Annotated in this window: 19 protein-coding genes and 2 pseudogenes; 20 read left to right on the top strand and 1 reads right to left on the bottom strand. The window is 31.4% G+C overall.

Annotated features, from left to right (window positions below; genetic code table 11):
• Positions 1 to 12 precede the first annotated feature (12 nt).
• Positions 13 to 549 carry a recombinase zinc beta ribbon domain-containing protein gene (locus ABID27_RS02470; protein WP_354280016.1) on the bottom strand — a complete coding sequence of 179 codons (537 nt, stop codon included), beginning with the start codon at positions 547 to 549 and terminating at the stop codon, positions 13 to 15.
• A 359-nt stretch (positions 550 to 908) separates the two neighbouring features.
• On the opposite strand from ABID27_RS02470, the gene ABID27_RS02465 reads away from it, so the two are divergent.
• From ABID27_RS02465 to ABID27_RS02365, 20 genes and pseudogenes are all read left to right on the top strand, one after another.
• Positions 909 to 1,505 (top strand): ClbS/DfsB family four-helix bundle protein, encoded by a 597-nt coding sequence (locus ABID27_RS02465; protein WP_354280014.1) that lies wholly within the window; start codon positions 909 to 911, stop codon positions 1,503 to 1,505.
• Positions 1,506 to 1,641: 136 nt separating this feature from the next.
• Positions 1,642 to 2,484: a CPBP family intramembrane glutamic endopeptidase gene (locus ABID27_RS02460; protein ID WP_307759858.1), complete on the top strand. Its 843-nt coding sequence runs from the start codon at positions 1,642 to 1,644 to the stop codon at positions 2,482 to 2,484.
• Between the two features lie 393 nt (positions 2,485 to 2,877).
• Positions 2,878 to 3,111 (top strand): hypothetical protein, encoded by a 234-nt coding sequence (locus ABID27_RS02455; RefSeq protein WP_354280012.1) that lies wholly within the window; start codon positions 2,878 to 2,880, stop codon positions 3,109 to 3,111.
• 380 nt (positions 3,112 to 3,491) lie between these two features.
• A complete protein-coding gene (locus tag ABID27_RS02450) occupies positions 3,492 to 3,722 on the top strand; it encodes a helix-turn-helix transcriptional regulator (protein ID WP_354280010.1) in 231 nt (76 codons plus the stop codon).
• 149 nt (positions 3,723 to 3,871) lie between these two features.
• Complete coding sequence (locus tag ABID27_RS02445; protein WP_354280008.1) at positions 3,872 to 4,024, top strand: hypothetical protein; 153 nt, start codon at positions 3,872 to 3,874, stop codon at positions 4,022 to 4,024.
• 1 nt (position 4,025) lies between these two features.
• Positions 4,026 to 4,373, top strand: coding sequence for a hypothetical protein (locus ABID27_RS02440; RefSeq protein WP_354280006.1), 348 nt, complete (start codon positions 4,026 to 4,028; stop codon positions 4,371 to 4,373).
• A gap of 143 nt (positions 4,374 to 4,516) precedes the next feature.
• Positions 4,517 to 4,618, top strand: coding sequence for a hypothetical protein (locus ABID27_RS02435; RefSeq protein ID WP_354280462.1), 102 nt, complete (start codon positions 4,517 to 4,519; stop codon positions 4,616 to 4,618).
• 131 nt (positions 4,619 to 4,749) lie between these two features.
• A complete protein-coding gene (locus ABID27_RS02430) occupies positions 4,750 to 5,157 on the top strand; it encodes an RNA polymerase subunit sigma-70 (protein ID WP_354280004.1) in 408 nt (135 codons plus the stop codon).
• A complete protein-coding gene (locus ABID27_RS02425) occupies positions 5,144 to 5,302 on the top strand; it encodes a hypothetical protein (RefSeq protein ID WP_354280002.1) in 159 nt (52 codons plus the stop codon). Before ABID27_RS02430 ends, ABID27_RS02425 begins: the two co-directional genes overlap by 14 nt.
• Before the next feature lie 114 nt (positions 5,303 to 5,416).
• The gene (locus ABID27_RS02420; RefSeq protein WP_354280000.1) at positions 5,417 to 6,982 is read left to right on the top strand and encodes a recombinase family protein; all 1,566 of its coding nucleotides are present in this window, start codon (positions 5,417 to 5,419) and stop codon (positions 6,980 to 6,982) included.
• Positions 6,979 to 7,278: a hypothetical protein gene (locus ABID27_RS02415; protein ID WP_354279998.1), complete on the top strand. Its 300-nt coding sequence runs from the start codon at positions 6,979 to 6,981 to the stop codon at positions 7,276 to 7,278. The genes ABID27_RS02420 and ABID27_RS02415 overlap by 4 nt, the downstream gene beginning before the upstream one ends.
• A gap of 107 nt (positions 7,279 to 7,385) precedes the next feature.
• A complete protein-coding gene (locus tag ABID27_RS02410; protein WP_447449440.1) occupies positions 7,386 to 8,948 on the top strand; it encodes a recombinase family protein in 1,563 nt (520 codons plus the stop codon).
• A 195-nt stretch (positions 8,949 to 9,143) separates the two neighbouring features.
• Positions 9,144 to 10,715, top strand: a pseudogene (locus ABID27_RS02405) (DNA topoisomerase); the annotation flags it as partial.
• Positions 10,708 to 11,673 (top strand): DNA cytosine methyltransferase, encoded by a 966-nt coding sequence (locus ABID27_RS02400; RefSeq protein ID WP_354279996.1) that lies wholly within the window; start codon positions 10,708 to 10,710, stop codon positions 11,671 to 11,673. The pseudogene ABID27_RS02405 and the gene ABID27_RS02400, both read left to right, overlap by 8 nt.
• A gap of 2,251 nt (positions 11,674 to 13,924) precedes the next feature.
• A pseudogene (locus ABID27_RS10220) lies at positions 13,925 to 18,911 on the top strand (helicase-like domain-containing protein); the annotation flags it as partial.
• Positions 18,912 to 19,346: 435 nt separating this feature from the next.
• On the top strand, positions 19,347 to 20,003 hold the full coding sequence (locus ABID27_RS02385) for a DNA-binding protein (protein ID WP_354279991.1): 657 nt from the start codon (positions 19,347 to 19,349) through the stop codon (positions 20,001 to 20,003).
• 146 nt (positions 20,004 to 20,149) lie between these two features.
• Positions 20,150 to 20,371: a helix-turn-helix domain-containing protein gene (locus tag ABID27_RS02380; RefSeq protein WP_354279989.1), complete on the top strand. Its 222-nt coding sequence runs from the start codon at positions 20,150 to 20,152 to the stop codon at positions 20,369 to 20,371.
• Positions 20,361 to 22,871, top strand: coding sequence for a DNA cytosine methyltransferase (locus ABID27_RS02375; RefSeq protein ID WP_354279987.1), 2,511 nt, complete (start codon positions 20,361 to 20,363; stop codon positions 22,869 to 22,871). Before ABID27_RS02380 ends, ABID27_RS02375 begins: the two co-directional genes overlap by 11 nt.
• Complete coding sequence (locus tag ABID27_RS02370) at positions 22,868 to 24,205, top strand: restriction endonuclease (RefSeq protein ID WP_354279985.1); 1,338 nt, start codon at positions 22,868 to 22,870, stop codon at positions 24,203 to 24,205. Before ABID27_RS02375 ends, ABID27_RS02370 begins: the two co-directional genes overlap by 4 nt.
• Positions 24,206 to 24,222: 17 nt before the next feature.
• Entirely contained in the window at positions 24,223 to 26,379 is a 2,157-nt protein-coding gene (locus ABID27_RS02365; RefSeq protein WP_354279983.1) for an AAA family ATPase, read from the top strand.
• Positions 26,380 to 26,529: the final 150 nt, after the last annotated feature.

The raw sequence follows: 26,529 nt of genomic DNA, 5'->3' as shown, positions 1-26,529 counted from the left end.
GATGCTAATGCGCTAGATGAGGCGACCAACAAGGGCTTCGTCAAAGTCGGTGATCTTCGGTTGCTGTTTTTGCAGGAATCGGATGGCGGTTTGGATCTTCTTCTTGGTCTCTTTCTGTTTAGCGAGGCTGGTCTGCGCAGCTTGCTTTTGCTCCTTCAAGCGATAGATCTCGTCAGCCAGTGCGTCATAGTTTTCTTTGTTCTGTGCGCTTTGAATGAGCCTTTGCTGGAGCTCATCCAGTCTCATTTGGATTGCGTCAGGAGACAGGGCATCAGTCAAAGTGATGGCTTTAGTGAGGTTTTCGCTGAGCTGTTCGATTACGTCTTGTTTGTTTTCGCTGAGCTGGTTGATGGCATCGATGCAGGCTTGTTTTAAGTCTTCTTCATAGATGGTATGGTTGTGACAGACCACACCAGCGTTTTCTAGGCGTGAGATGCATCTCCACACTATGGATTTTTTACCTCGGGTGTACCAGTGGATTCTGCGGTAGAGATCGCCACACTCGGCGCAATAGACTTTTTGTGCTAGTACGTGGCTTGAGTAAAACACGCGCTTTTTGCCACTGAAGAGTGGCAGTGCGAGCAGATATCAATCCCAACGGCTCATGGCACGTTGAGAGTGTAGTGTTGATGTCAAAAGTTGCACCCCATGAGTGATTGGAAGTATTGAAATATAAGGCTTGTTTCATGGCTATCGTTAAAAGGTATAGGTAGCTTGGGATGAGCCTTGTTTTTTTAGGGAAAAAATAGGTTTGTAGGAAACTATCAGTGGGGTAGGGTTGGGAGAACAGAATGGATATGAGTGAAAAATGCACCCCCTTTGCACCCCCCTGTGATATGTTAATGGGAGTGGATATTTGGTATAATAATATTAAAATTTATGCAATTTGGTAGAAAGGAAAATATCCTTTGAAAACATATAATAGTAAAGAAGAACTCAAGGCTGAAATAAAAAAAGCCTTTGATAAATATATAAAAGAATTTGATAGCATCCCGGAAGAGCTTAAGGATAAGAGAGTAGATGAAGTTGACAGAACGCCGGCAGAAAATCTTGCTTATCAAGTGGGATGGACAACCTTAGTCCTTAAATGGGAATATGATGAAAAAAAGGGACTTGAAGTAAAGACTCCTTCAGATAAGTTTAAATGGAATCAGCTAGGAGAGTTATATCAGTGGTTTACAGATACCTATGCACATCTATCATTGAAAGAGCTAAAGGCAAAATTAACAGAGAACGTCAATGCTATCTGTGCCATGATTGATTTACTAACTGAGGAAGAATTATTTAATCCTCACATTAGAAAGTGGGCAGATGAAGCGACTAAGACTGCTGTGTGGGAAGTATATAAGTTTATTCATGTAAATACTGTTGCACCATTTGGGACATTTAGGACGAAGATTAGGAAATGGAATTTCTTATATGTCTCCAATTACAAAATAGTATTTAGCCTCGGGGCAAAGGCCTTGAGGCTTTTTATTATGTCCGAACTAAGAGCTAGGGGATAAGAACTAAGAGCTAAGGGCGATAATCAAGATTTGAGGTTTTTTGAAATTTTTTGAAGAAAAACCGTTGATTTACTCATAGGATTATTATATAATGAAAATGCTTCAGTCCTGAAGCGAATATATTTAGGAGGTTTTTATGCTTGAGAGACGAGAAGGAAGGGTTGTAGTAAGCCTATGGCTAAATACCTTGCTTTTTGTAGCTGTCGTAAGGCTAATTAATCACTTTTCCTTAATACGTGATGACGGATTAGGACTTTTGGTCACCACCTTTGTCGCTCTATGTCCTCTACTATTTTGGGGAAGAGGCCTTAAGGCCTATAAGGAAGATATAAAGGATATTAGTCTCTTTGGATTTTTTACTGTAGTATTTCTATTTTGTGTAGGTATATGCTTCAACTTCATCGGTACCATTTCAACTGTACCTCTTGAAGGCCTACTGAATCAAGTAGGATATACTGCCAAGGAAAGCCTAGTTCAAAACAAAATTAATGAGGGTACCATTACCTTTATTATATACAGCTGTATTTTAGGGCCTATATTTGAGGAAGTGGTTTATAGAGGAGGATTGCAGACGCTTCTTGCTCCTTATGGAAAGAAAAGAGCCATACTCATTTCCGCCCTCATATTTGGCTTCATGCACCATGACCTATATCAGGCCATTGCAGCAGCAGCTCTGGGTATAGTTTTTGCCTATGGAAGAGATAGATATGGTCTCCTATTTGCCATTATCCTTCACATTTGCAACAACACTTTTGTCACCCTAGTTGCTCACTTTAAGCCAATAGGCTTTGCCGTACCAGCCTTTGCAGTCATAGGACTAATCATTTTCATAGTGGCTCTCATTAAAAAGAGAGTCTACCTATCAGAAAGATTCCAAAGAATAGGAAAGATGCCTTACTACATATTGCTGCCTATATTAGGACTTTTTGCTTATGAGGTTATATATACCTTGGTGGAAAGCATCCATAGGCTCGGCTAAGCTAGGTGTAAAGCCTCCCCCAGGGAGGCTTTTTTATTGGGGGAATTGTACTGATTATAGCCAAGGCAATAGGTCTATTCCCCTGTAAAATCCATTTGTTAAAGGTGTCAAGAAAATTCCTTGACAGCCCATAAAAATCTGATAGCTAATGTCTATTAAACGGATGTTTCAAGAACCATTAACACAGGTCAAAATTCACCGGATGCTAATCAAGGAGGCATTGCTGTTGTTTACTGTGATAAAACAGCAGGAACGCTTTGTGCGATGGATGGACCAAAGAGGGTTCATAGTGATATGGCATCACAAAGAAAACTCATCGTAGAAAAAGAAATTTATGCGACAAGCAAAAATTAACACCATACCTGTGCGAGCAAAGATGTAGCAAATACACTGGTGGCAAGTGACTATAAGGATCCACCTTGCGTTGGAAGAGAAAAGCTAGTCAGAAGATCAACGCCAAAAGAATGTGTAAGACTTCAAGGTTTTCCGGATGGTTGGTGTGACCATTTAGAAACAAAAAATCCAAGTGATGAAGAACTTAAATTTTGGGTGGATGTCTTTGAAACTTATCGAGAAAACGTCACAAAAGCAAAAGAACTTGCAATCCTTATCACAAACTATAAATAGAACATGCACTGGTTAAAAATTTCCGTAAAGTGATTTTATAGTTTATTTGATATCCATAATAAAGATAACAAGGCCAAGAAAAAAATGACGTATTTTTATGAAATAGAAAGCTGTTATAAGATGAAAGTTTTAACTGACAAATTCATAAAAATGATAGAAAAATATCCCAATATTGAGGAATTAACAGTAGTAAAATAAATGTTTATATAAAAATATTGTAGTTTATGAAGCTGCTATACTAAGAAAAATAGAAGTCAGATAAAACAAGTAGATATTTACTTTAACTTTAGAGGAATATCCAAATAAAAAAATGTATAAAATATTGAGTTTTACAGAAATCAGTGGTAAACTATTCTTAACCAAAGAGAGAAGGCATAATAATGAGAAATAGGATTAAAGAATATAGAAAACCATTAGGGTTATCACAACATAGGTTAGGGAAGAAAGTAGGGATATCGAGAATAAGTATAAATCAAATTGAATCAGGTAAAACAATGCCAAGTCTAAAAACTGCAAATGATATCGCAAATGAATTAGGAGTTTGTATATATCAAATTTTTGATTTAGACGGCAAAGAAACATATAAGTGTAATGATTATAATGATCATTAAAAATTATATGACACATTAAAAAGGATGTGGAATTTATGAACTATAACAATCCTCAGAGGTATAAAAATGGAGACAGAAATAAATAATACAGAGTAGTATACCAGCAAACAACGACAACAAAGAACAATAATAAAGAAAGGAAGTTCGTTATGAAAATCAAAAAGAATTTATTTTCAGTAGCAGCGGGTCCTTCCTTAGTTGAATTATGTGGAAGAGTAACTTGGGCTTTAGCTACAAATCAAGGAATATATATAAAACCAGTATTTTCATATCCGCCACTTGAAATAGGATATTACAATTAAGATGATTAAAAAAATGATTATGAACAAAAAATTTGGCTTGATAGCATATATACTAATGATTATTTCAAGTGTGGGTTATTACTCAATTAGTATAAAAAATGATAATTTTATTTATTTTTGGATAGGTATATTCCTGTTTGGGTTGATTATGTTATCTGTTAGTAATCACATTTTATTTAAGCAAAATGGAACAAAGCTAGTATACTTGGATATGCTATTTGTATTGTGGATCATCCTAATACCTAGAGTGTCTTTGCCTTATGGAATATCTCGTTTGATAATGGCTACAATAGGAGTATTGTATGCGATTGTTGTTTCTAGAGGAAAGGTGGTTGAAGTAAGTAGGTAAATAGATTTATATAATTTTCAAGAGGATATTGTGTACAAATGTACATTATATTCTCTTTTATTATATATTAGTATATTATCAATAAAAATTAAAAATATAAAAGAAATAAAAAAAGAAAAACAAGATATAAAAAAGAAGCAGTAATTAATGATGACTGGGGAAATGGTGAAGATAGAAAAAATAGACTAGAAAGTGCAGGATATGATTATTATGCTGTGCAAAAGAGAGTAAATGAACTATTGTAAAAATATGTCTGAGGGTTATTCCTAAATTGGGATAATCTTCAGGCTTTTTTTATTTGGGGTTTATTTTTTATAAATTTCTTTGCCTGTGATTTAAAGGAGCACCACTCCTTTAGATCGAAGGGAGAGAAAAGATGAATACTGAGGAAAAAGAAAAAATTAAAGAGCTAAGAATAAAAGGAATGGGCTATAGAGAGATTTCCAGTAATATGAATATCTCTTTAAATACCATAAAAAGCTACTGCAAACGAAATGGGCTGGGTAATGAAAAAGGTAGTGAAAATATCTCATCTTCTGAATTTTGTGGAAAGGCAATTTATCAAAATAGGAAAAGAAAAAAGAAAAGATTCTGTTCGGATAGTTGCAGAAACGCTTGGTGGAATAAGCATAAAGACGCAGTGAATAAAAAGGCAAATTATGAGCTTGTATGTAAAAACTGTAAAAATGTATTTACATCATATGGAAATAAAGGTCGTAAGTTTTGTAGTCATGCTTGCTATATTTCCTATCGCTTTGGAGGTAGACATCATGAGTGTCATTAAAGATATAGAAAATAGGCTTGGTACAACCTCTAGAGAATTTACGAAAGATAGCATGAATCAAGATTTTTCCTATGAAATGGCAGAAAGACTTACGGCTTTATTACTAGAAAAAGGCTTCATTACAGATACTGAAAGACAAAAATAAGTAGATTGAACAAAGAAACTTTTCAACCTTTTTATAAGGAACTTATGGATTAATAACTTGATAAATAGTGGTCTTAGAGTGATATATAGTACTGACCAAAAAGGAGGTGAGAGAATGACAAGGATAACAAAAATTGAAGTTTCAAATTTGAAAAATAGTCAAAAGAAAATTAGAGTTGCAGCTTATGCTAGGGTTTCAACTAATACGGAAGAACAACTTTTAAGCCTTGCTACTCAAAAAGAACATTATGAAAGAGAAATAATGTCTCATTCATCTTGGGAATATGCAGGTCTTTATTATGACGAAGGCATAAGTGGCACTAAAATCGAAAAGCGAGATGGTCTACTTAAACTTTTAGACGACTGTGAAAATGGGAGAATTGATAGAGTTATTACAAAATCAATCAGTAGATTTTCCAGAAATACAGTAGACTGCCTTGAAATGGTTCGAAAGCTAACTGGTATGGGCGTATACCTTTATTTTGAAAAAGAAAACATCGATACGGAACACATGAGTTCAGAACTTATGCTTTCTATTTTAAGCTCCATAGCTGAAAGCGGATCAAGGTCTATTTCTGAAAATAACAAGTGGTCAATTCTAAGAAGATTTCAAAATGGGACTTATATTATTTCTTCTCCACCATATGGCTATGAAAATATGAATGGAAAGATGGTTATTGTACCTCATGAAGCTGAAGTAGTGAGAGAAATTTTTAATATGACCATTTCAGGTATGGGTTCACATAAGATTGCCAATGAACTTAACAGTAGAGGGATACCTACAAGAAAAAATTCAAAATGGCACTCATCTACAATTAGAGGAATTCTTACAAATGAAAAATATGTAGGGGATGTTATTTTTCAAAAAACATTTACTGATGATAATTTTAATAGACACTATAATCACGGCGAAAAGGGGACTTACCATATGAAAAATCATCACGATCCAATTATAAGGCGTGAGGAATTTGAAATGGCAAAAGAGGTTGTAGAAAAAAGGAAACTGATAGCCAATAGAACTGATGAAAATAATAAGTACCAAAATAGATATGTTTTTACAGGAAAACTTAAATGCTATGAGTGTGGATCCAACATGAAGCGATGTAAAAGAAAGGCTAAAAGTGGAGATTATATTGCCTGGGCTTGTATAAATCACATTAGAGATAAAAAAAGCTGTAAGATGAAGCAAGTCAGAGAAGAAAATATTCACGCTGCCTTAATCCAGATGATGAATAAGCTGATAGCTGGTAAAAGCAGTATTGTGATTCCTTTTATTGATGGACTTAGAGGAACTAACGATAAAAATAGGTTAGATCGAGTTTTGGAACTTGAGGCGAAATTAGAAAAGTTAAAAGAAGAAGCAAATGTATTAAATCAGTTATTTACCAGTGGTTATATAGAACCGGAAGCCTTCTTTAGTGAAAATAAAAACCTTGAGTATGAGAGTGATTGTCTTGAAAAAGAAAAGAATGAGCTTACTAGCGAGATAAATGGTGATTTAACTCATTTAAATGAAGCAAAAAAACTACTTAAATACCTGAGCAAGAATAAGTTAATAGAGCAATTTCAAGAGGAGCTTTACCTTGATTTTGTCGATTCTATAATTGTGAAGGAAAGATATCAATTTATATTCCAATTAAAATGTGGCTTAAAACTTCAAGAGGAGGTGAAGCTAAAATGACGCATATACCTTATGGATATCGAATAGAAAATTCAATAGTTATAACCCACAAAGAGGAAGCAGCAAAAATAGTCGCTTTATATAAGGCATATCTTAAACATAAAACTCTCGAGGGTAGCGCAAGAGCTGTAGGTATAAATAAAGTACATGGGAGCATAGAGAGGATACTAAAAAATAGGTGTTACCTTGGGAATAAAATTTTTCCTCAGATTATTGATGAGGATTTATTTAGTGCAGTGCAAAAAATCTTGCAGTCTAAGACTTTTAGAAGAAAAAGGGAAACAGTTCCAAGATAAAAAGTTCAGCCAATAACGAACTATATAGGAACTAAAGTGGATGTGAAATTTGACAATCCTTATTTACAAGCAGAATACGCATACACTTTAATAAAGGAGGCACAGATGTGAATGAAAATGTTATGTTTATTCCTGCAAAAAAGAAACAAGGGAATAATGTAGCTAAAGAAGAAAAAAGAAAACTACGTGTCGTTGCATACTGTAGAGTTAGCACAGATAGTGAAGAACAGGCAGGCAGTTATGAAATGCAGGTACAACACTATACGGATTATATTTCAAGAAATGATGCTTGGGAGTTTGCAGGAATTTATGCTGATGATGGTATTTCAGGTACAAACACAAAAAAGCGAGAAGGATTTAACGACATGATTAATGATTGTATGGCCGGGAAGATTGACATGGTCATTACAAAGTCCGTCAGTCGTTTTGCAAGAAACACTATCGACTGCTTAAAGTATGTAAGAAAGCTAAAAGAGAAGAACATACCGATTATATTTGAAAAAGAAAACATCAATACTATGGAATCAAGTGGCGAACTTCTCATAACTATAATGGCATCTTTAGCCCAACAAGAATCTGCATCCTTATCGCAGAATGTAAAAATGGGTTTGCAATTTAGATATCAAGAAGGAAAAGTGCAAGTAAACCATAATTGGTTTTTAGGATATACGAAAGGTGAAGATGGAAACTTGATTATAGATGAGGAGGAGGCTAATGTTGTAAAACGAATTTATCGTGAGTATTTATCTGGATTAAGTTTAAGAGAGATAGCCATAGGGCTTGAGAAAGACAAAATAAAAAATGGAGCTGGACATTTAAAATGGCACATATCCAATATCAACAGTATTTTACAAAATGAAAAGTATATTGGTGATGCATTGTTACAAAAGACTATCACAACAGATTTTATTAATAAAGTTCGCATTAAAAACGATGGCAGAGCCCCACAATATTATGTAAAAGATAGTCATGAGGCTATTATTCCAAGAGATATATTTATTCAAGTGCAAGAAGAAATGCTAAGAAGAGCCAATATGCAAAGTGGCAAAAGTAAAAGGAGAGTATATTCTAGTAAGTATGCACTTTCAAGTTTATGTATTTGCGCAAAGTGTGGAGATATCTATAGGCGAATTGTATGGGACATTAGAGGAGTAAAGTCAATTGTATGGCGTTGCTGTACACGAGTTGAACATGGACCGAAATCTTGTGATGCTCCTACAATTAAAGAAGAAGAATTACAAAGAGCCACAGTTGAGGAAATCAATAAGGTTATAAAAGCTCCTGATGAAACAAAGCAGAAGTTAATGAGTAATATTGAAGATGTGATTGCAAGGAGTGATTCAAAGAAAATAGAAGCTATCAATAAAGAGATAGCATTAAAACAAAAAGAACTTTTAGGCATGCTAAAGTCAAATCAAGACTATTCAAGCCTTTCAGATGAAGTTGATAGTCTAAGGGAACAAAAACATAAGTTGCTTGTTGAAAAAGCAAAAGAGGAGGAAGTTAAAAAGAGAATTTTTGAGATGGAGGAATTTATTAATAAACAGGAACAGAGATTGCAAAACTATGACGAAGAACTTGTTAGAAGGTATATCAAGCATATAAAGGTATTTGATGATAAATTTCAAATCATTTTCAAGTCCGGCATAGAAGTTAATATTGAAAGATAAGCATATCAAATATTTTATATGATTACAGATATAGTTTAGAGGCATATTTTACATTTGCCTCTTTTTTATTTCCTTATAAGTATAGTCAGCATAATGTATAGCTGATATAATTATATTCAGACATGAATTATACCTTTTAACGATAGCTTTTCATATCGTTAAAAAGTATGATTGACAAGTTTCCTTATATTAGGTAAGATAGACGAAAAATGGAAGAAATGGACAATAGAAAATCTTCCTATAATCCCAGAAGAATATATTTATGAAGTATCTAAAAGCACTAAGAAACAATATGGAGTTTTGAAAAAACTTTTAAATGATAAGAACATCGACACAGTTATAAATGCTTGTGATGCTGGACGAGAGGGAGAACTTATCTTTAGGCTTGTATATAATCAAGCTAAATGTAAGAAGAAGATTAAAAGACTTTGGATATCTTCAATGGAAAACAAAGCTATTGAGGATGGCTTTAGAAATCTTAAAGACGGGGAAAACTTTGAAGATTTATATAGATTGGCAAGTGCAAGAGCTATTGCGGATTGGCTGGTAGGAATGAATTTAAGTAGGCTTTACTCTTGCATTTACAAGGAAACCTATTCAGTTGGTAGAGTACAAACACCAACTCTATATTTGATAGCTAAAAGGGATAGTGAAATAAATCTATTTAAGAAGCAAAAATATTATACAGTTGACCTATCTTATGGAGAATTGAAACTTGTATCAGATAGGATTGATAGAATTGAAGTTGCAGAGCAACTATTAAATCTGCTAGAAGATGAAATAGTTATTACAGAGGTAGAAGATAAAGAAATAAGCACAAAACCAGATAAGCCTTATGATCTTACTACCTTACAAAGAGAAACAAATAAATATTTTGGATATTCAGCAAATGACACTTTAAATCTGGCACAAGGTTTGTATGAAAAAAAGCTAATCACATATCCAAGAACAGATAGCAGGTATTTAACTGATGATATGGTTAATACTATGAAAGAATTATTAGAAGGACTTGAAGACGATTTTAAGGTTAATGAGTCAAACTTTAAGTCTATTTTTAATTCATCTAAAGTTACAGACCACTATGCAATTATTCCTACTATATCAGGGATTGGAAAAGCTAAAGACTTATCTGATAAAGAAAGTAAAATCTATAATCTAATTAAGGATAAATTACTTGCTTCAAGCTCGGATAACTTAAAGGGATCTAGTAGAAAAATCAGATATGAATATGATAAGTTTAACTTCAATGCAAGTGGCAAGACTGTAATAGATGAAGGTTATACCAAATATCTAAAGGCATATGGAAAGGAAAGACAAGAAAATGAATTACCAGATGTAAAGACTGGAGATAAAATTAAGCTAACTTCTAAAAATATATCTGAGAAATTCACCAAAGCTCCAAGTCATTATAATGAAGATACACTTTTAAAAGCTATGGAAAATGCAGGAGTAGAATCCTTGGATAAAGACATAGAAGTAGAAAGAAAAGGCTTAGGAACACCAGCTACAAGAGCAGGGATTATTGAAAATCTTATCCATAAGGATCTCATAAGAAGAGATAAGAAAAATTTACTTGTAACTGAAAAAGGCAATAGACTTGTATCGATTGTAGAGGATAAGTTTAAGTCGGCTGAAACAACATCTGAATGGGAAATGAAACTTGCAAAGATTAGCTCTGGCGAAGTAGATAAAGAAGACTTTTTAAGAGAAATAGAAGATAGTATAAGGGAGCTTGTAGATAGGTACAAGAATAATCTAAATGAATAAGGTAAAAATATTAGAGCTTTTCGGTGGCATAGGTGCTATTAGAAAGGCTTTTATTAATTTAAAGATACCTTATGAAGTAGTTGATTATGTAGAAATAGATAAGGCTTGTGTTAAATCATACAACGCACTTTATGGAGAGAGTTATAAGCCAAAATCAGTAGTAGGATATAAAGCTCCTAATGAGAAGATAGACTTAGTTATGCACGGAAGTCCTTGCCAAGACTTTTCAAGAATAGGAAAAAAGCAAGGAGGAGTGAAAAACTCAGGAACTAGATCAAGCTTATTATTTGAAACAATTAGAATAATTAAAGAAATGAAAGATAAACCTAAATGGATAATTTGGGAAAATGTAAAGGGAGTCCTTGATAGAAATATGAGGGACTCCTTTTTTATTTATCTAAAAGAGCTAGAAAACCTTGGATATAAAAGCAAATATGAAATCTTAAATGCAATGGACTTTGGGATACCTCAAAAAAGGGAGAGGATATTTGTTGTTTCATGTCTTGAAGCAAATAACTTTTCTTTTAATACATTGAAGAGGAAAAAAACTAGACCACTAAGTGAATTTTTAGAAAAGAATGTAAGTGAACTCTACACAATGACTCAACCTTATATGCTCAAATTTTTAAATAAAGGCATAGATAATAGTTTTAGAGGGCGACTAAAAGTGATTAAAGATTTTTCTTATACTATTTCTACAAAACAAATGAGAGTACCTAATTCTGGAATAATAGATATTGGAGATGGTCAGTATAGGTATTTAACAGAAAGAGAATGTCTAAGACTTATGGGTTTTAATGATAGTGATATTAACAAACTAGAAGATGTACATCCAAGAAGAAAAAATTGCACTTCAAGTAAACTATATAAGCAGGCCGGCAATTCTATTGTGGTAGATGTGTTAATGGCGATTATAAAAGAAATTCATAGAATGGAGGTAGGAAATGCAAGTAAATGATTTTAAGAATATACAAGAAGCAATAAAGTATGAAGTTTTGCAAGATGAAAATGAATATTTAAAACTCTTAAAGGTTATAGGTAATAATCAAAAATATGATCTTTCTAGCCAATTAAGTATATATAACAAAGAACCTGAAGCTAGAGCTTGTGCGACCTTTGATATGTGGAAGAAATATTTTGGTAGAGTTGTTATGAGAGGTCAAAAGGGTATTCCAATTTTAGTTGGAAGTGATGTAAATAAAAGAGTTTCATACATTTTTGATATTAGTCAGACCACATCAATGGATAGGAATATTAATGAGGTTAGCTTATGGCAGTTTGATCACGAAAACCATAATGAGGCTTTAAAAGAAATAATAAAAGATTCTTCATTTGAAGCGAGTGATTCACTCAATGAAAATATATTTTCTTTAAGTCGAATTTATGGAGATGAATACATTAACTTGGCTCTTGCTGATTTGAGAATAGATATAGAAGATAGACTTAGCTTTGAAAAGTTTATGAGAGATTCAATATCCTATGCAGTAGCTAATAGGTTTAATGCAGTCTACCCTATGGATATGGAAAATTTAAAAAATAATTTTTCTAGGATTAATACAATTTCTTTAGAGCAGATAGGTCTTGTAATATCAAAGGTTAGTGAAGATATTATAGATAGAACAATAGAAAAATCTAAGGAAATGGATCGTGCTAGGCTGCTGACAGAAAGGGCCGCTGCCGACTATAATATAGATATAGAAAATATAAACGAAGATAGAGGAGGTCAAAATGATTTATATAGACGAGATGATAGGTCAAGGAGTAGAGATAGACGAGTTTTCACAGATGGAAGCGACAGAAGAAATAGCGATGAAGATCGAAGAGAAAACCTTGGATATGATGGAGAAGGATCTGGAATTTATGGAAAGATTCCCGAATCCGACATACGCAGTTCTAAGACTGTCCTACCTGGTAGGGAGCGAGGATATGGAGAACTGGAAGAAACTTCAGGAAATGTACGAGGAGAAAACACTTTTGAACCATCTGAAGGAAATCCAGAATCAGGCAGTGGACTTTATCAAGAGAGAGAAAGTCAAAATGATGAAAGCACAAGGCTTGACAGAGAAGATGATGAGAGAGGATCCAGAAGAATACCAAGGACAGATGAACAACTTGATGGCAACAGTGAAGAATATGGCAATCAAGGAATACGTGGAAGCTTAGAAAATGAAATAAGCCAAGAAAAGGAAGCTGATGAAGCTTCTTTTTTTGATGGCAACAACATTGAAAAAAGAAAAGACTACTGGATTGTAGAATTTAATGAAAACCATGAATTAGTTCCCGATTATAGTGGGCAGATAGTAACTAAAGACTTAATCAATATACTAAGACAAAAAGATATAGATGTTAAAGACCATAATCAAACTCATGGAGAAAATGAATTTGGAGAAATGACTGATGATTATATCGGATATTTCAAATTCTATTTTGACCACTATGTAGATGGCGAAGTTGTCGAACATTATAGGCTAGACCTTGGAGATGGTGAAGAAGTAAACGAGCGTGAATTTTCATATTTAGAAGAACAAGTTGCACTAAGTGAGGAAAATTCTTTACAAGAAGAAGTTAAGGAAAAGTTAGAGCTTAAATTTAAGATAGGCGATCAAGTTAGATATAAAGATAAGGAATTTACTATTACAGATTTTGATGAACTAAGTGGAGGACTTAAAACTGTAACCATTAGAGATAATATGGAATATATGGGAGGTATGATTAGGGGTTCGGAAGTAATTCCATATAGAAATGATTCATACCTTGAAGAAATCTTTGAAAATTTAAGTCAAACATCAGAAAAACTAGCAGTAAAAGTCGGTAAAGAATTTATTTTAGAAGATAAGAATACCTTTGATGAAATCAACTTAATTGAAACTAGAACTAAGGTAGAAGTTAATGGGGAAGAAATTCCTTTATATAAGGGTGAAACATTTGAAGAAAGTAGAAAGATTGATGACCTTTTAGATAGTGGAAATTATGAGATATATAAATTATCTGAGCATGAAAAACAAATTAAAAGACAAGTAGAACAAGAAAGCTTTATTGATAACCACAATCCTGAAATTGACCAAATGATGGATAGGTACAATGTGCCTAGGGAAGCAGCCGAAAACTTATTGAGGGGAAAAGAAGATTTAAAGAATCTAGGCTATGAAGCTAATAAGGAAAGGCTAAGTTTTGCTAGAAATTATGACTTGAAAAATCATATTTATTCAGAATACCTAACACCATCAGAAAAGCTAGATAAAAATATAAAAGCTATTAAAATGCTAAAAAGACTTGAAAATGAAAATAGGAGTCCAAGAGAGTATGAACAAGCCTACCTTGCAGACTATCTAGGTTGGGGAGGTCTTGCCGATGTCTTCGATGAAGAAAAGGGAGGGCAATGGCTTGAAGCAAGAAACATTTTAAAAGAAAATCTAACAAATGAAGAGTATTTAAACGCTAAAGAGTCTACTTTAACATCATTTTATACACCTAGAGAGGTAATGGATGGAATATATAAGACTCTAACAGATATGGGATTTAAGACTGGGAATATCCTTGAACCATCTGCAGGAGTAGGTAATTTCATTGGTAATATGCCAAGTGAAATACAAGGCTCTAAAGTCTATGGAGTAGAAAAAGATAGTCTAAGCGGAAGGATAGCAAGAGAACTTTATCCTGAAGCTAATATTCAAATTAAAGGCTTTGAAGAAACAAACTTCTCAAATAATTTCTTTGACTTGGTAATAGGAAATGTTCCCTTTGGAGATTTTAAAGTTAACGATCGTGAATATAACAGAAATAACTTTCTGATTCACGATTATTTTTTTGCAAAGTCAATAGATAAGGTTAGGAATGGAGGAATTATTGCCTTTATAACCTCATCTGGAACTATGGATAAAAAAGATGAATCTGTTAGAAAATATATTAATGCAAGATGTGAGTTTTTAGGAGCTATGAGGCTTCCTAGTACTACATTTAAAGGACTTGCTGGTACAGAAGTTACTTCAGATATTATTTTTCTAAAGAAGAGAGATTCAGTTATAGAAAGAGATGACGATTGGATTCATTTAGCAACTGATAAAAAGGGTTTGACCTACAATAAATATTTTGTAGATAATCCTCAAATGGTATTAGGGTATATGAAAGAAGTATCTGGAAGATTTGGCAATACTATTACTTGTGATGAAAAAGAAGATGAAAAGCTAAAAGATTTAATGGATCTTGCAAGTAAGGAAATATCTTCAAATTCAAAATATGAAGAAGTCGAACTATTGGAAGATGAAGAATTAAGTCTTCCAGCAACAGATGATGTTAAGAATTTTTCCTATACCATTATTGACGAAGATGTCTATTTAAGAGAAAACTCAGTCTTAATCAAGCAGAATATATCAGATAAAAACAAAGAAAAGATAAAAGATTATCTTGATGTAATGAATGCTTTAAAAGATGTAATAGAAAAGCAAAAGGACGATTTCTCTGATGAAGAAATAAAAGAGTCACAAGCAAAGTTAAATAAAGTATATGATAACTTTTCAAAGAAACATGGCTTTATCAACTCCTTATCAAATACTAGAGCCTTAAAGGAAGACTCAAACTTTCCTTTGGTTTCATCAATAGAAATACTTGATGATGAGGATAATTTCAAAGCAAAGAGTGATATATTTTCAAAAAGAACAATCACAAAGGCAAAAGTAGTAGACCATGTAGATACTTCCCTTGAAGCCTTAGTCTTATCAGTTTCACAAAAGGGATATGTAGATTTTGAATATATGGAATCTATAACAAGTAAAGATAGGGACACCTTGATTGGTGAGCTTGAGGGCGAGATATTTTTAGATATTAAGGATACAGACCTAATAAATAACAGAATGCCTTTCGAGAACTTTGACAATGACGATCCATTTCATTTTTCATATGTATCGGCTGATGAGTATTTAAGTGGAAATATTAGAGAAAAGATTGGCTATCTTAATTCATATATCGGAGAAATTGAAAATGTAATAGATTTAGCACCTTCTGAAAAGAAAGACACATTATTAAACGAGTTAGGTAAACTCAAATATCAAAGAGAGAAATTACAAGAAGTTATGCCTGAAGAACTTACGGCTTCTGATATAAATGTGAGGTTAGGAGCAACTTGGATACCTCAAAAAGATATAGAAGACTTTACCTTTAATCTTTTGAAAACACCTGGTTATGATAGGTGGAATATAAATGTTAGGTTTTCGCCACACACAAGTGAATGGAACATTGAAGGTAAAAGCGTTGACTCAACTAATGACCTTGCTAACATGACTTATGGTACAAGTAGAGTGAATGCCTATAAGCTAATTGAAAATGCTCTTAATCTAAAAGATACAAAGGTATTTGACCAAGTAATAAATGATGATGGTTCTAAGACTTCTGTATTAAACAAAAAAGAAACTATGCTTGCAAGTCAAAAGCAAGAACTGATTAAAGAAGAATTCAAAAATTGGATATTTGAAGATCCTGATAGAAGATATAGGTTAGAAAAGATTTATAATGAAAAATTCAATTCAATTAGAAATAGAGAATTTGATGGTTCTAACTTAACTTTTGATGGAATGAATACTGAAATCAGACTTAGAGAACATCAGAAAAATGCCATAGCAAGAACTCTTTATGGAGGAAATACACTGCTTGCCCATGTAGTTGGAGCAGGAAAGACATTTGAAATGGTAGCTTCTGCTATGGAGTCTAAAAAGTTAGGACTTGCAAGTAAGTCATTATTTGTAGTTCCTAACCATCTAACCACTCAAATTGGTAGAGAGTTTATGCAATTATATCCGTCAGCAAATATTATGGTGGCCGATAAAAAAGACTTTCAACCTAAAAATAGAAAAAGATTTATTAGTAGGATTGCAACGGGAGAATATGATGCAGTCATCATAGGACACTCTCAATTTGAAAAAATACCAATGTCCAAGGAATACCAGGTAAGGCATATACAAGACCAAATAGATGATATAGTTTCCTTTATTGATGAGAATAAAAGAAATAGAGGAGAAAATTTCACAGTAAAACAACTAGAAAAGACAAAGAAGAAACTATTGGTAAGACTTGAAAAACTAAATGATGACTTTAAAAAGGATGATGTAATAACTTTTGAAGAGCTAGGAGTAGATAAGTTATTTATAGACGAAGCTCATAATTACAAAAACTTATTCTTGCATACTAAGATGAGAAATGTTGCTGGTATCGGGCAGAGTGAAGCCTTTAAGTCTTCAGATATGTATATGAAATGTAGGTATATGGATGAAATGACAGATGGAAAGGGAGTTGTATTTGCTACTGGTACACCGATATCAAATTCAATGACTGAGCTTTATACCATGCAAAGATACCTTCAGTATGAGGATTTAAAGGCAAGAGGATTAGAACATTTTGATGCCTGGGCTTCTACTTTTGGAGAAACAGAAAACACCTTTGAATTATCTCCAGAAGGCACTGGATATAGGCAAAAGACAAGATTTTCAAAGTTCTATAACTTGCCAGAGTTGATGTCTATGTTTAAAGAAGTAGCAGATATAAAGACTTCAGATATGTTAAATTTGCCAGTTCCTGAAGCAAATTTTGAAGTTATTAAAACAAAACCTACTGAGGAACAAAAAGAAATATTAGAAGCTATTTCAGAAAGAGCAGACGCAGTTAGAAATAACCAAGTAGAGCCAACAGAAGATAACATGTTAAAGATTACAAATGATGGTAAAAAACTTGCCCTCGACCAAAGATTAATAAATCCATTACTTCCCGATGATCCTAATTCAAAAGTTAATGTATGCGTTAAAAATATCTTTTCGATCTGGGATAAGACAAAAGAAAATTCATCGACCCAATTAGTGTTTTCAGATATGTCTACACCAAAAGTAGATGGAGAATTTAATATCTATGATGATATTAGAAATAAGCTAGTGAATATGGGAATACCAAAAGAAGAAATAGCCTTTATCCACGAAGCAGACACAGACAAACAAAAAGATGAATTGTTCTCTAAGGTAAGAAGAGGAGAAGTAAGAGTATTATTAGGCTCTACTCAAAAAATGGGAGCAGGTACAAATGTACAAAATAAACTAATAGCCTTACACGATTTAGACGTCCCATGGAGACCGTCTGACCTAGAGCAAAGAAGTGGTAGAATTGTTCGTCAAGGTAATGAAAATGATAAGGTAAATATTTTTAGATATGTAACAGAAAATACCTTTGATGCCTATTTGTGGCAGACAATAGAGAATAAACAAAAATTTATATCCCAAATCATGACAAGCAAGACGCCTGTGCGTGTTGCTGAAGATGTTGATGAAGCAAGTCTATCTTATTCAGAAATTAAGGCTTTAGCTACTGGCAATCCGCTAATTAAAGAAAAGATGGATTTAGATAACGAAGTTACAAAACTAAAAATGTTAGAAGCAAACTACAAGTCTAATAAATATAAGCTTGAAGATAAGGTAAATAAAATTTATCCTCAAAGTATTTTAAAAACTGAAATGGAAATACAAGCAGTTAAAGAAGACATTGCAAGTGTTGAGAAATTAGGAGAAGGAGATAGCAAATTTACTTCAATCAGTCTTGGTGCAAATAAAATTTTAGATAAGAAAGAAGCTGGAGAGAAGCTATTAGAAGAAATAAAAAAGGTAAAGATAAACGATAGCAAAGTTATTGGTAAATATAGAAATTTAGACTTACAAGTTTCATATAACTTCATGACTAATACTCACACCTTTAAACTTCTAGGAAAAGCAGAATACTTTGGAGAGTTTTCAAACTCTACTGATGGTAATATAACAAGGCTTGATAATGCAATTGAAAAAATGCCTTCAAGACTTGAAAGGTTAAATCAAAACCTTGAAAACTACAAAGAATCATTAGAAAATGCCAAAGTAGAATTAACTAAACCATTTGAAAAAGCAGATGAGTTAAGGGATAAGACACTAAGACTGGCTGAGATTAATAAACTTTTAGATATGGGAGAAGTAGAAGAATTAGAAAACCAATCACCTTTATTAGAAAATTTAAAGAGGGCGATAGTTGATTATTCTAACTATGAGTTTTCAGAATCTAATAGCTATGAAGATTTTGACAAACTATACCCCGATTTAAGCCATATAGGACTTGCCTATACAGAAACACCTGATGGTAAGCACTCGATTCAATATGAGGTAAATTTGGAAGAAAAAACATGGACTCAGTATGTAGATAATGTAGCTATTAGAACAGAATCTTTTGTAGAGGAAGATATATCTAACTCACAAGCTATTAAAGATATGACCGAAGCCATAAAGATGTCTAGTTTTGATGATCTGGTATCAGTAGATGAAGAAGATTTAAAACAAGCTTTAGGCTTGGAAATAGATGATGATGGAAACTTCTATGATCCACTAGAAAAAGATCTTGACAATGATGGAATACCAGATAGGTATGACAATGATTTTAAAGATAGTGATTATTTTGAATCAACTTATGATGTAGATGATAATCTTCACGCAAGGGAAGAGAAACCATCGATATTAGGACAAATATCAAAATTCAAATCAGAAGAAGAAAAAGATAAAAATCAAGAAAAAAGTGAAAAAGGACAAGAACGATAGAGGAGGGCGAAAAACTCTCCTTATTTAGTACAAGGAGGAAATTATGGAATACAAAGATATTAGAGAAAACTTAGAAGAAATGATGAATGATAATTACAAGGATTTTATCAAAGCACTTGTAAGCATAGAAAAAGGTATTAATGATGAAAAGGCACTTGAAGAAGTCTATGTTTTATATATGAACAATGATACAACAGGTCTACTAAGTGATGACTTTGACTATATGATTGATGATATGAAAGAACAAGGTAAGATTGTTGAAAATGTCAGTGATATTGAAGAAAAAGATGATCTTATAAATCTCGTAGGCAATATAGCTGGAAAAGTAGAAAATCTTGAAAGAGAAAATGCCAATGGAGAAAAGTTTAAAGTAAGTAATTTTTCTCTTGTTTCAAAAGATGACGATGGAAATAAAGTTTATACCAATTGTTCAGCATATGGAGACAAGACAAAAGATCTAGAGAACTTAAAGCAAGGAGATTTTGTTAAAATATTTGGACAAGTAAAAACAAGCATTGATAACAACGGGAGAGAACATAAAAATGTTCGTATTTTGTCCTCTAAGCTCTTAAAAGCAAAAGAACAGGTAAAGAGTCAAGATAAGGATAAAAAGTCCATATTGGGGCAAATAAAAAGCTTTAAGACAGACGATAAAACTAAATCTAATAAGAAAGACAATAGCAAAGGCGCAGAGAGATAAATATCGGCAGTCTTCGGACTGCCTTTATTTTTTTTGCTTAGTTTAACGCAGTAAATCATATAATTGAAAAGAATTAGAGTTATATGCTATAATTAGGTAGTTAATCTATACATTTAGAAAGGTAAAATATAGAATTGGAGAATGATATGGGATTTTCATATAACAAATTATGGAAGTTATTAATAGATAAAAATATGAAAAAAACAGACTTACAAGCTGCAATAGCAACAACTCCCAAGACAATAGCCAAGATGGGAAGAGATGAAAATGTAAGTTTAGAAACATTAGGGAAGATTTGTGAGTATTTTCAATGTGATATTGGAGATATTATTGAATATAAAAATGGAGTTAAGATAAATGATAAATAATACTTTTACCTATATTTCTTTATTTTCATCAGCAGGAGTAGGATGCTATGGATTTAAACAAGAGGGATTTGAATGTGTAGCAACTAATGAAATCATTGATAGACGTTTAGAAATTCAGAGAATAAACAAAAAATGTAAATTTGATAGTGGATATATAAGCGGAGACATACAGAGACAAGAAACTAAAGATAAAATTTCAAATGAAATAAAAAAATGGGAAAAACTCGGTAATGATAACATTGATGTTATTATTGCAACTCCACCTTGTCAGGGAATGAGTGTAGCTAATCACAAGAAAAACAAGAGCGATTTACAAAGAAATAGTTTAATAGTTGAAAGTGTAGAGATTGTAAAAGATATTAATCCTAGATTTTTTATTTTTGAAAATGTTGCTGCATTTTGGAAAACAGGTTGCACTTTAAAAGATGGGACTATTTTACCAATAGGCGAAATGATTGAAAGTAAACTTTCAAACAACTATTTAATCTCTAAGCGAGTAATAAATTTTAAAAACTATGGATCAAATTCATCGAGAACTAGAACTTTAGTTATTGGTGTTAGAAAAGATTTGTCAGATATTGTAGTACCTATTGAACTATATCCAGATTATCAAACAGAAAAAACTTTGTATGAAGTTGTTGGAGATATGAAAAGTTTAAATTGGGGAGAATATGATGACAATGACTTTTTCCATAGTTTTAGAGAATATCCTAAAAGGATGAGAAAATGGATATCAGATCTTAATCCTGGAGAGGGAGCGTTTGATAACAATGATCCAGAGAAAATACCTCATAGAGTTATAGATGGAGAAATTGTATTTAATAAAGCTAAAAACGCTGATAAATACACTAGACAAGAATTTAATAAGGTAGCTCCATGCATACACACAAGAAATGATCAACTGGCTAGTCAAAACACAGTTCATCCTATCGATGACAGAGTTTTTTCTATTAGAGAACTTATGAAAATGATGACAATACCAAGTGATTTTAAATGGACAGTAGAGTCTTTAGAAGAATTAAATTCATTGAGCATAGAAGACAAGAAAAAAATCTCCAAGAAGAATGAAATGAATATCAGACAAAGTATAGGAGAGGCTGTTCCTACAAGTATTTTTAGGCAAATAGCTAAAAAGATAAAGAAAAATATTTCTAGAAAAAGTTTAAAGGATAAGGAGATTCTGGATGTTATAGAAAGCAAAAAATTAGAAGATATTAGCAATCTAACTAATTTTTTAAAAGATAATATAGACACATATACAGAATCTACAATTTTAAGAATAATCGAAATGGCAAATACTAAAAGGCAAACACATTCAGCTTTTTATACGAATAGATTTATAGTAGAACATATAATTGAGGATTTGCCAGAGTTCGAAAAAGATGAAATAACTATAGTAGAACCATCAGTCGGTGCTGGAAACTTCCTAAAACTTCTTTATAAGAAATATGAAGATAAAAAACGAGTAAATCTTATACTAATTGATATCGACGGAGACATATTAAGAATTTTAGAATCGTTAAACAATGTTCCAGAAAACTTTAATGTTAGCTATATCTGTGATGATTTTTTGAATTGTGATTTTGATAATCTAAATATAGATTTAGTAATCGGTAATCCTCCATTTACTAAAGTTAGTGGAATAATATTAAAGAAATATTTAGAAAACAATTATAATAAGGAAACCAAAAATTTGGCTGAAATGTTTTTAGAAAAGGCAATGAGAATTTCTGATTATGTTTCTTTGATATTACCTAAAAACATTTTAAACACACCTGAGTTTATAGAAACAAGGAAATTGTTAAAAGAGAATTCTATAGACTATATACATGACTTTGGAGAGTTAGGATTTAAGGGTGTTCTTGTTGAAACTATAAATTTGATGGTAGATACGAGGTTAAAAAGACAAAATACAATAGTAAAGTCAATTACTGATAGCATTATTTTCAAACAAAAGTTATCTTATATTTCAGACGAAAAACTTCCTTATTGGGTAATCTATAGAAATGAGTTTTTTGATAATATATTTGAAAATATGGAATTTGATATATTTGATGTATTTAGAGATAGACAAATTACAACTAAAAATTCTGTATTGGAGAACATGCAAGATTCTAATGAGTATGTAAGAGTATTAAAATCCAGGAATATCAGCGATGACGGAAGTAAAATTATAAATATTGATTCTTATGATTCTTATATAAGCTTAGATGAGTTAGAAAATCTTTCAGTAAAAAAATTTATGGATAGAGATGATGTATATATGACACCTAATATGACATATAAACCAAGAGTAATGAAAAAAGAAAAAGGATATGTTGTAAATGGGTCCATTGCATTATTAATACCAAAAAATAATGAACAACTTAATGATGAACAAATGAGATATTTCTCAACAGATGAGTATAGGGAATTTTATAAGATTGCTAGAAATAAGCAAACACGATCATTAAACATTGACAAAACAAGTGTATTTTGGTTTGGGAGAAAAATAAAATGAGAGGAAACATAATTAGTGACTTTTTAGATAAATATGACTACGATGTTAGAAAAACTGGAGATGCAAGATGGATTGATCAGAAATGTACTTATGACGTAGTTTCAATTATTGCAGATTGCATAATAGAGTATGTGGATGAGAATGATGTTAAAGAATTTACTGTTTCTGATATATGGCATAGTGAATATGCTAGAGAAAATGTAATTTCCATCTTTTCAAAGCCTGATCCGGAATTAAAAGCTGGGAATGAATATGACAAGTATTTTGGACAACCAATAAAATTATTAGGTTATAGTAAGATTCTTAATGTAAGGAAAGAGAAGAACAGATATTACTACTCTATAAATAATAGGGAGTTATTAGAGAAAATTGCTTTAAGACCGACCAATGCTTTGAACTTTTTGTATGAATATATAGTTAAGGTTTTAAAAGATAGTGGAATATGGGCTTCTTTTGAAGAGTTCTTTAAAATACAAACTAAAGAGTCTTATAAAGATGTTAGGGATACCTTTATAAGATTCACTATAAACAATACAAAAATAAATGGAGAAACAGAATGTGGTAGGATTTTTACGAAAGTCATAAATCCTCTTGCTTTTAAATTAAAAAAACAAGGTACTGAAAGAGGTAGAATTTCAAAAAACACCATCACACTAAGTGACTTACAATATAATCGTGCCAACTGGAGAGATGAGCTAAGTGGTAAAGATAAATCAATTACTAGGGCTGAACATGAACCAACGGTAGCACAATTGCAAGCCAGAGCTATGGCTAGTTACACGGTCAATAAGGCTAAAAAAGCAATGCGTAAATTTAATGATAATATTTATAATGGAAAATCTGAAGTCTACCAATCAACTGAGATGGTAAATGCAACACAAGCACACCATATCTTCACCCAATCAGACTATCCAACTATTGCAGATTATGTTGAAAATTTAATAATGCTAACACCGAACCAACATTATTCAATGGCTCATCCTAACAACAAAACACAATATGTGGATAAAGATTTTCAATACATTTGTCTTATTGCAAAATCAACCAAAATATATCTGGATCTAACCTCTGAGAAAGAGGATAAGTTCTATGACTTTGACGACTATAAATTTGTATTAAATACTGGTCTTGAGACAGAAGACTTCAGTTCTATAAGTTATTTAGATTTTGCAAGTATCATTGATAAGATTGATTATTACTATATAAATAATATTAGTAACAATAAATATTATAATTTAATAAATGACAATAAGTTAGATAGAAATCCAATATATTTAAGTAATATGGATAGTGTGAAGATGGTTGCAGAAGAACAGAGTGATTATGGTGTTTGAATAAAGGTGGTTAATATATGATAATTGATTTAAGAGATATTAATATTTTTGATGAGGATAGTATTGATATTAATAAAAAAACTTGCTTTATTTTTGGAAACAATGGAACTGGCAAAAGCACATTAACAAACCATCTAAAAAATTCTTTGACAAATTATGATATTAGAGTTTTTCAAGGATTTGATAGCGTAGTGAATGACAATGAAGAAATGAATGCAGTTGTTCTGGGAGAACAAAATGTAGAAATTGATAAAGAAGTGAAAAATATAGATTATGAGATAAGTCAAATAGATACTAAAAAATCTGAAGTCGAAAGATTAATTGACAAATCAAATCATGATGAAGATAATTTGTATCATAAAATGACTAGTTGTAAGATACAATATGAAAAATTTGATAGAAAAATAGAAGATTTTTATTCCCAAGAAGCATCTAGAATAAAAAATATAGAACCTAAAATTTCAAAGACAAATTATAATAAAAATGATTTCAAACTAGAAATAGAACAAGCTAATAGTTTGTCAGAGGATGAAATAGAGAGATTAAATAAACTTATAATTTCAGAAGAAAAAATTGCACCTACAATCAATTTTCCAGAAATAAATCCACTTGAAATATTAAGTGAAGTTAATGATTTATTATCCAAAACTGTTGAAGAATCTGTCAAAATATCTAGACTAGATAACAATGTAGAAAAGAGAGATTTTGCTAAAAAAGGATTGCAAATTCACAAAAAAGGAGATAAATGTAGCTTTTGTGGAAATGAAATTTCAGATGAATGTTTTGAACAATTGGACAAATATTTTTCAGCAGAAGATATAAAAAACTTTGAAAAACAATTACAAGATGAATTTAATTTATTAACTTCTATAAAAACCACGATTGAAAATCTCGATTTAAATATAAATAATTTTTATGAATCGCTTCATACTGAATTTAGAGAACTGGAATTAAATTTTAATGAAACAAAGTCTAAAAACTTAGAGTTTCTTGAATTGCTAAGAAAATCTATTTCAGATAAGCAAAAAAATTTATTTGAAAAAGTTAATGAACTTAATATAATACCACCTAAAAATTTTGAAGATGTAAATATCAAATATCTAGAATTATCTCAAAAAAACAATAAAAGTGATTTAGGAATTAAAAAAAGTGAAGCTAAAAACCGATTGAGATTTGATGAGGTTAAAAATAGTATTTTACAATATAATTATTCAGAAAAATTAGATGAATTAACAAGATTAAAGAATGATTATGAAAATTCAAAAGAACAATTAAATAATGTTGAAATAGAGGTAAATAAATTAAAATCAAATATAGAGCAACTAAGATCAAAAAAACTAGAGCTAAAATCAAAAAGTAAAAATGAAGAAAAATTAGCCACGGAAATAAACAAACTTTTAAATATATATGTTAATTTTAAGCTTATACATTATAAACATGATCAGTATGGTTATTATAGAATACAGTGTAAATACACAGATGAGATTAGAGATGTTAAGCAATTATCTATGGGCGAAAAGAACATCATTGCTTTTTTATATTTTTTAAAAAAATTAGAAGAAATTAACGAACAAGGATTAGTTGACAAAAAGATTATTGTTTTTGATGACCCTATGACTTCAAATGATAATAACATGCAATATATTATGATAGAAGAATTAATCAAATTAATAAATAAATCAAATAAGAACGATAATATAGAACAATTAATCATAATGACTCACAATCACCACTTTTATTTAAATCTAACGGGTTATCTTAAAGAAAAATACAAAAAATACCAATTTTTACGTTTTGTATCGAATGGAGAAAATACCAATATTAGATTAATTAAAAATAAAGACGAAGATTTTAAATCTAATTATGAAGCTTTATGGCAAGATCTCGAATTTGTATATATTTCTGATAAGGGACGAGCGGGTTTATTATGTAATATAGCTAGGAGAATAGTTGATACTTTTACCAATTTTAACTCCATAAGTAAGACAAAATTTTATAGTGGTATAGCTGGTGCTAAAAAATTATTTGACGTTAATTCTCACGAAATTGAAGATATGGATGCTGATCTTACTGGAGTAGGTAAAAAAACAATTATTAAAATCTTATATGATTGTTTTGATAAGAATAATAGTTCAGAACATTTTAAAAAATACTTTACTTTAGATGTTCTATAAATAGTAAATAATTTGATGTATTCATAAATTTATATTGACATGAAATAAATCTAAATAATGGTTAAACAAATATCAATGTAAATATTTTATTTAAGATTGAATTGAATATCAGATTTAAAAATAAGTACAAAAATAGGATGACTAAGGAGG

The sequence above is a fragment of the Streptococcus gallinaceus genome (assembly GCF_040545695.1).
GTDB classification, from domain to species: Bacteria; Bacillota; Bacilli; order Lactobacillales; family Streptococcaceae; genus Streptococcus; species Streptococcus gallinaceus.
This window is presented reverse-complemented; position numbering and strand designations above follow the sequence as displayed.

Excerpts from the sequence above, each read along its gene's own strand:
- ABID27_RS02460 (WP_307759858.1), top strand. The coding sequence starts at position 1,642 with ATGCTTGAGAGACGAGAAGGAAGGGTTGTAGTAAGCCTATGGCTAAAT.
- ABID27_RS02450 (WP_354280010.1), top strand. The coding sequence starts at position 3,492 with ATGAGAAATAGGATTAAAGAATATAGAAAACCATTAGGGTTATCACAA.
- ABID27_RS02445 (WP_354280008.1), top strand. The coding sequence starts at position 3,872 with ATGAAAATCAAAAAGAATTTATTTTCAGTAGCAGCGGGTCCTTCCTTA.
- ABID27_RS02440 (WP_354280006.1), top strand. The coding sequence starts at position 4,026 with ATGATTAAAAAAATGATTATGAACAAAAAATTTGGCTTGATAGCATAT.
- ABID27_RS02430 (WP_354280004.1), top strand. The coding sequence starts at position 4,750 with ATGAATACTGAGGAAAAAGAAAAAATTAAAGAGCTAAGAATAAAAGGA.
- ABID27_RS02425 (WP_354280002.1), top strand. The coding sequence starts at position 5,144 with ATGAGTGTCATTAAAGATATAGAAAATAGGCTTGGTACAACCTCTAGA.
- ABID27_RS02420 (WP_354280000.1), top strand. The coding sequence starts at position 5,417 with ATGACAAGGATAACAAAAATTGAAGTTTCAAATTTGAAAAATAGTCAA.
- ABID27_RS02415 (WP_354279998.1), top strand. The coding sequence starts at position 6,979 with ATGACGCATATACCTTATGGATATCGAATAGAAAATTCAATAGTTATA.
- ABID27_RS02400 (WP_354279996.1), top strand. The coding sequence starts at position 10,708 with ATGAATAAGGTAAAAATATTAGAGCTTTTCGGTGGCATAGGTGCTATT.
- ABID27_RS02385 (WP_354279991.1), top strand. The coding sequence starts at position 19,347 with ATGGAATACAAAGATATTAGAGAAAACTTAGAAGAAATGATGAATGAT.
- ABID27_RS02380 (WP_354279989.1), top strand. The coding sequence starts at position 20,150 with ATGGGATTTTCATATAACAAATTATGGAAGTTATTAATAGATAAAAAT.
- ABID27_RS02375 (WP_354279987.1), top strand. The coding sequence starts at position 20,361 with ATGATAAATAATACTTTTACCTATATTTCTTTATTTTCATCAGCAGGA.
- ABID27_RS02370 (WP_354279985.1), top strand. The coding sequence starts at position 22,868 with ATGAGAGGAAACATAATTAGTGACTTTTTAGATAAATATGACTACGAT.
- ABID27_RS02365 (WP_354279983.1), top strand. The coding sequence starts at position 24,223 with ATGATAATTGATTTAAGAGATATTAATATTTTTGATGAGGATAGTATT.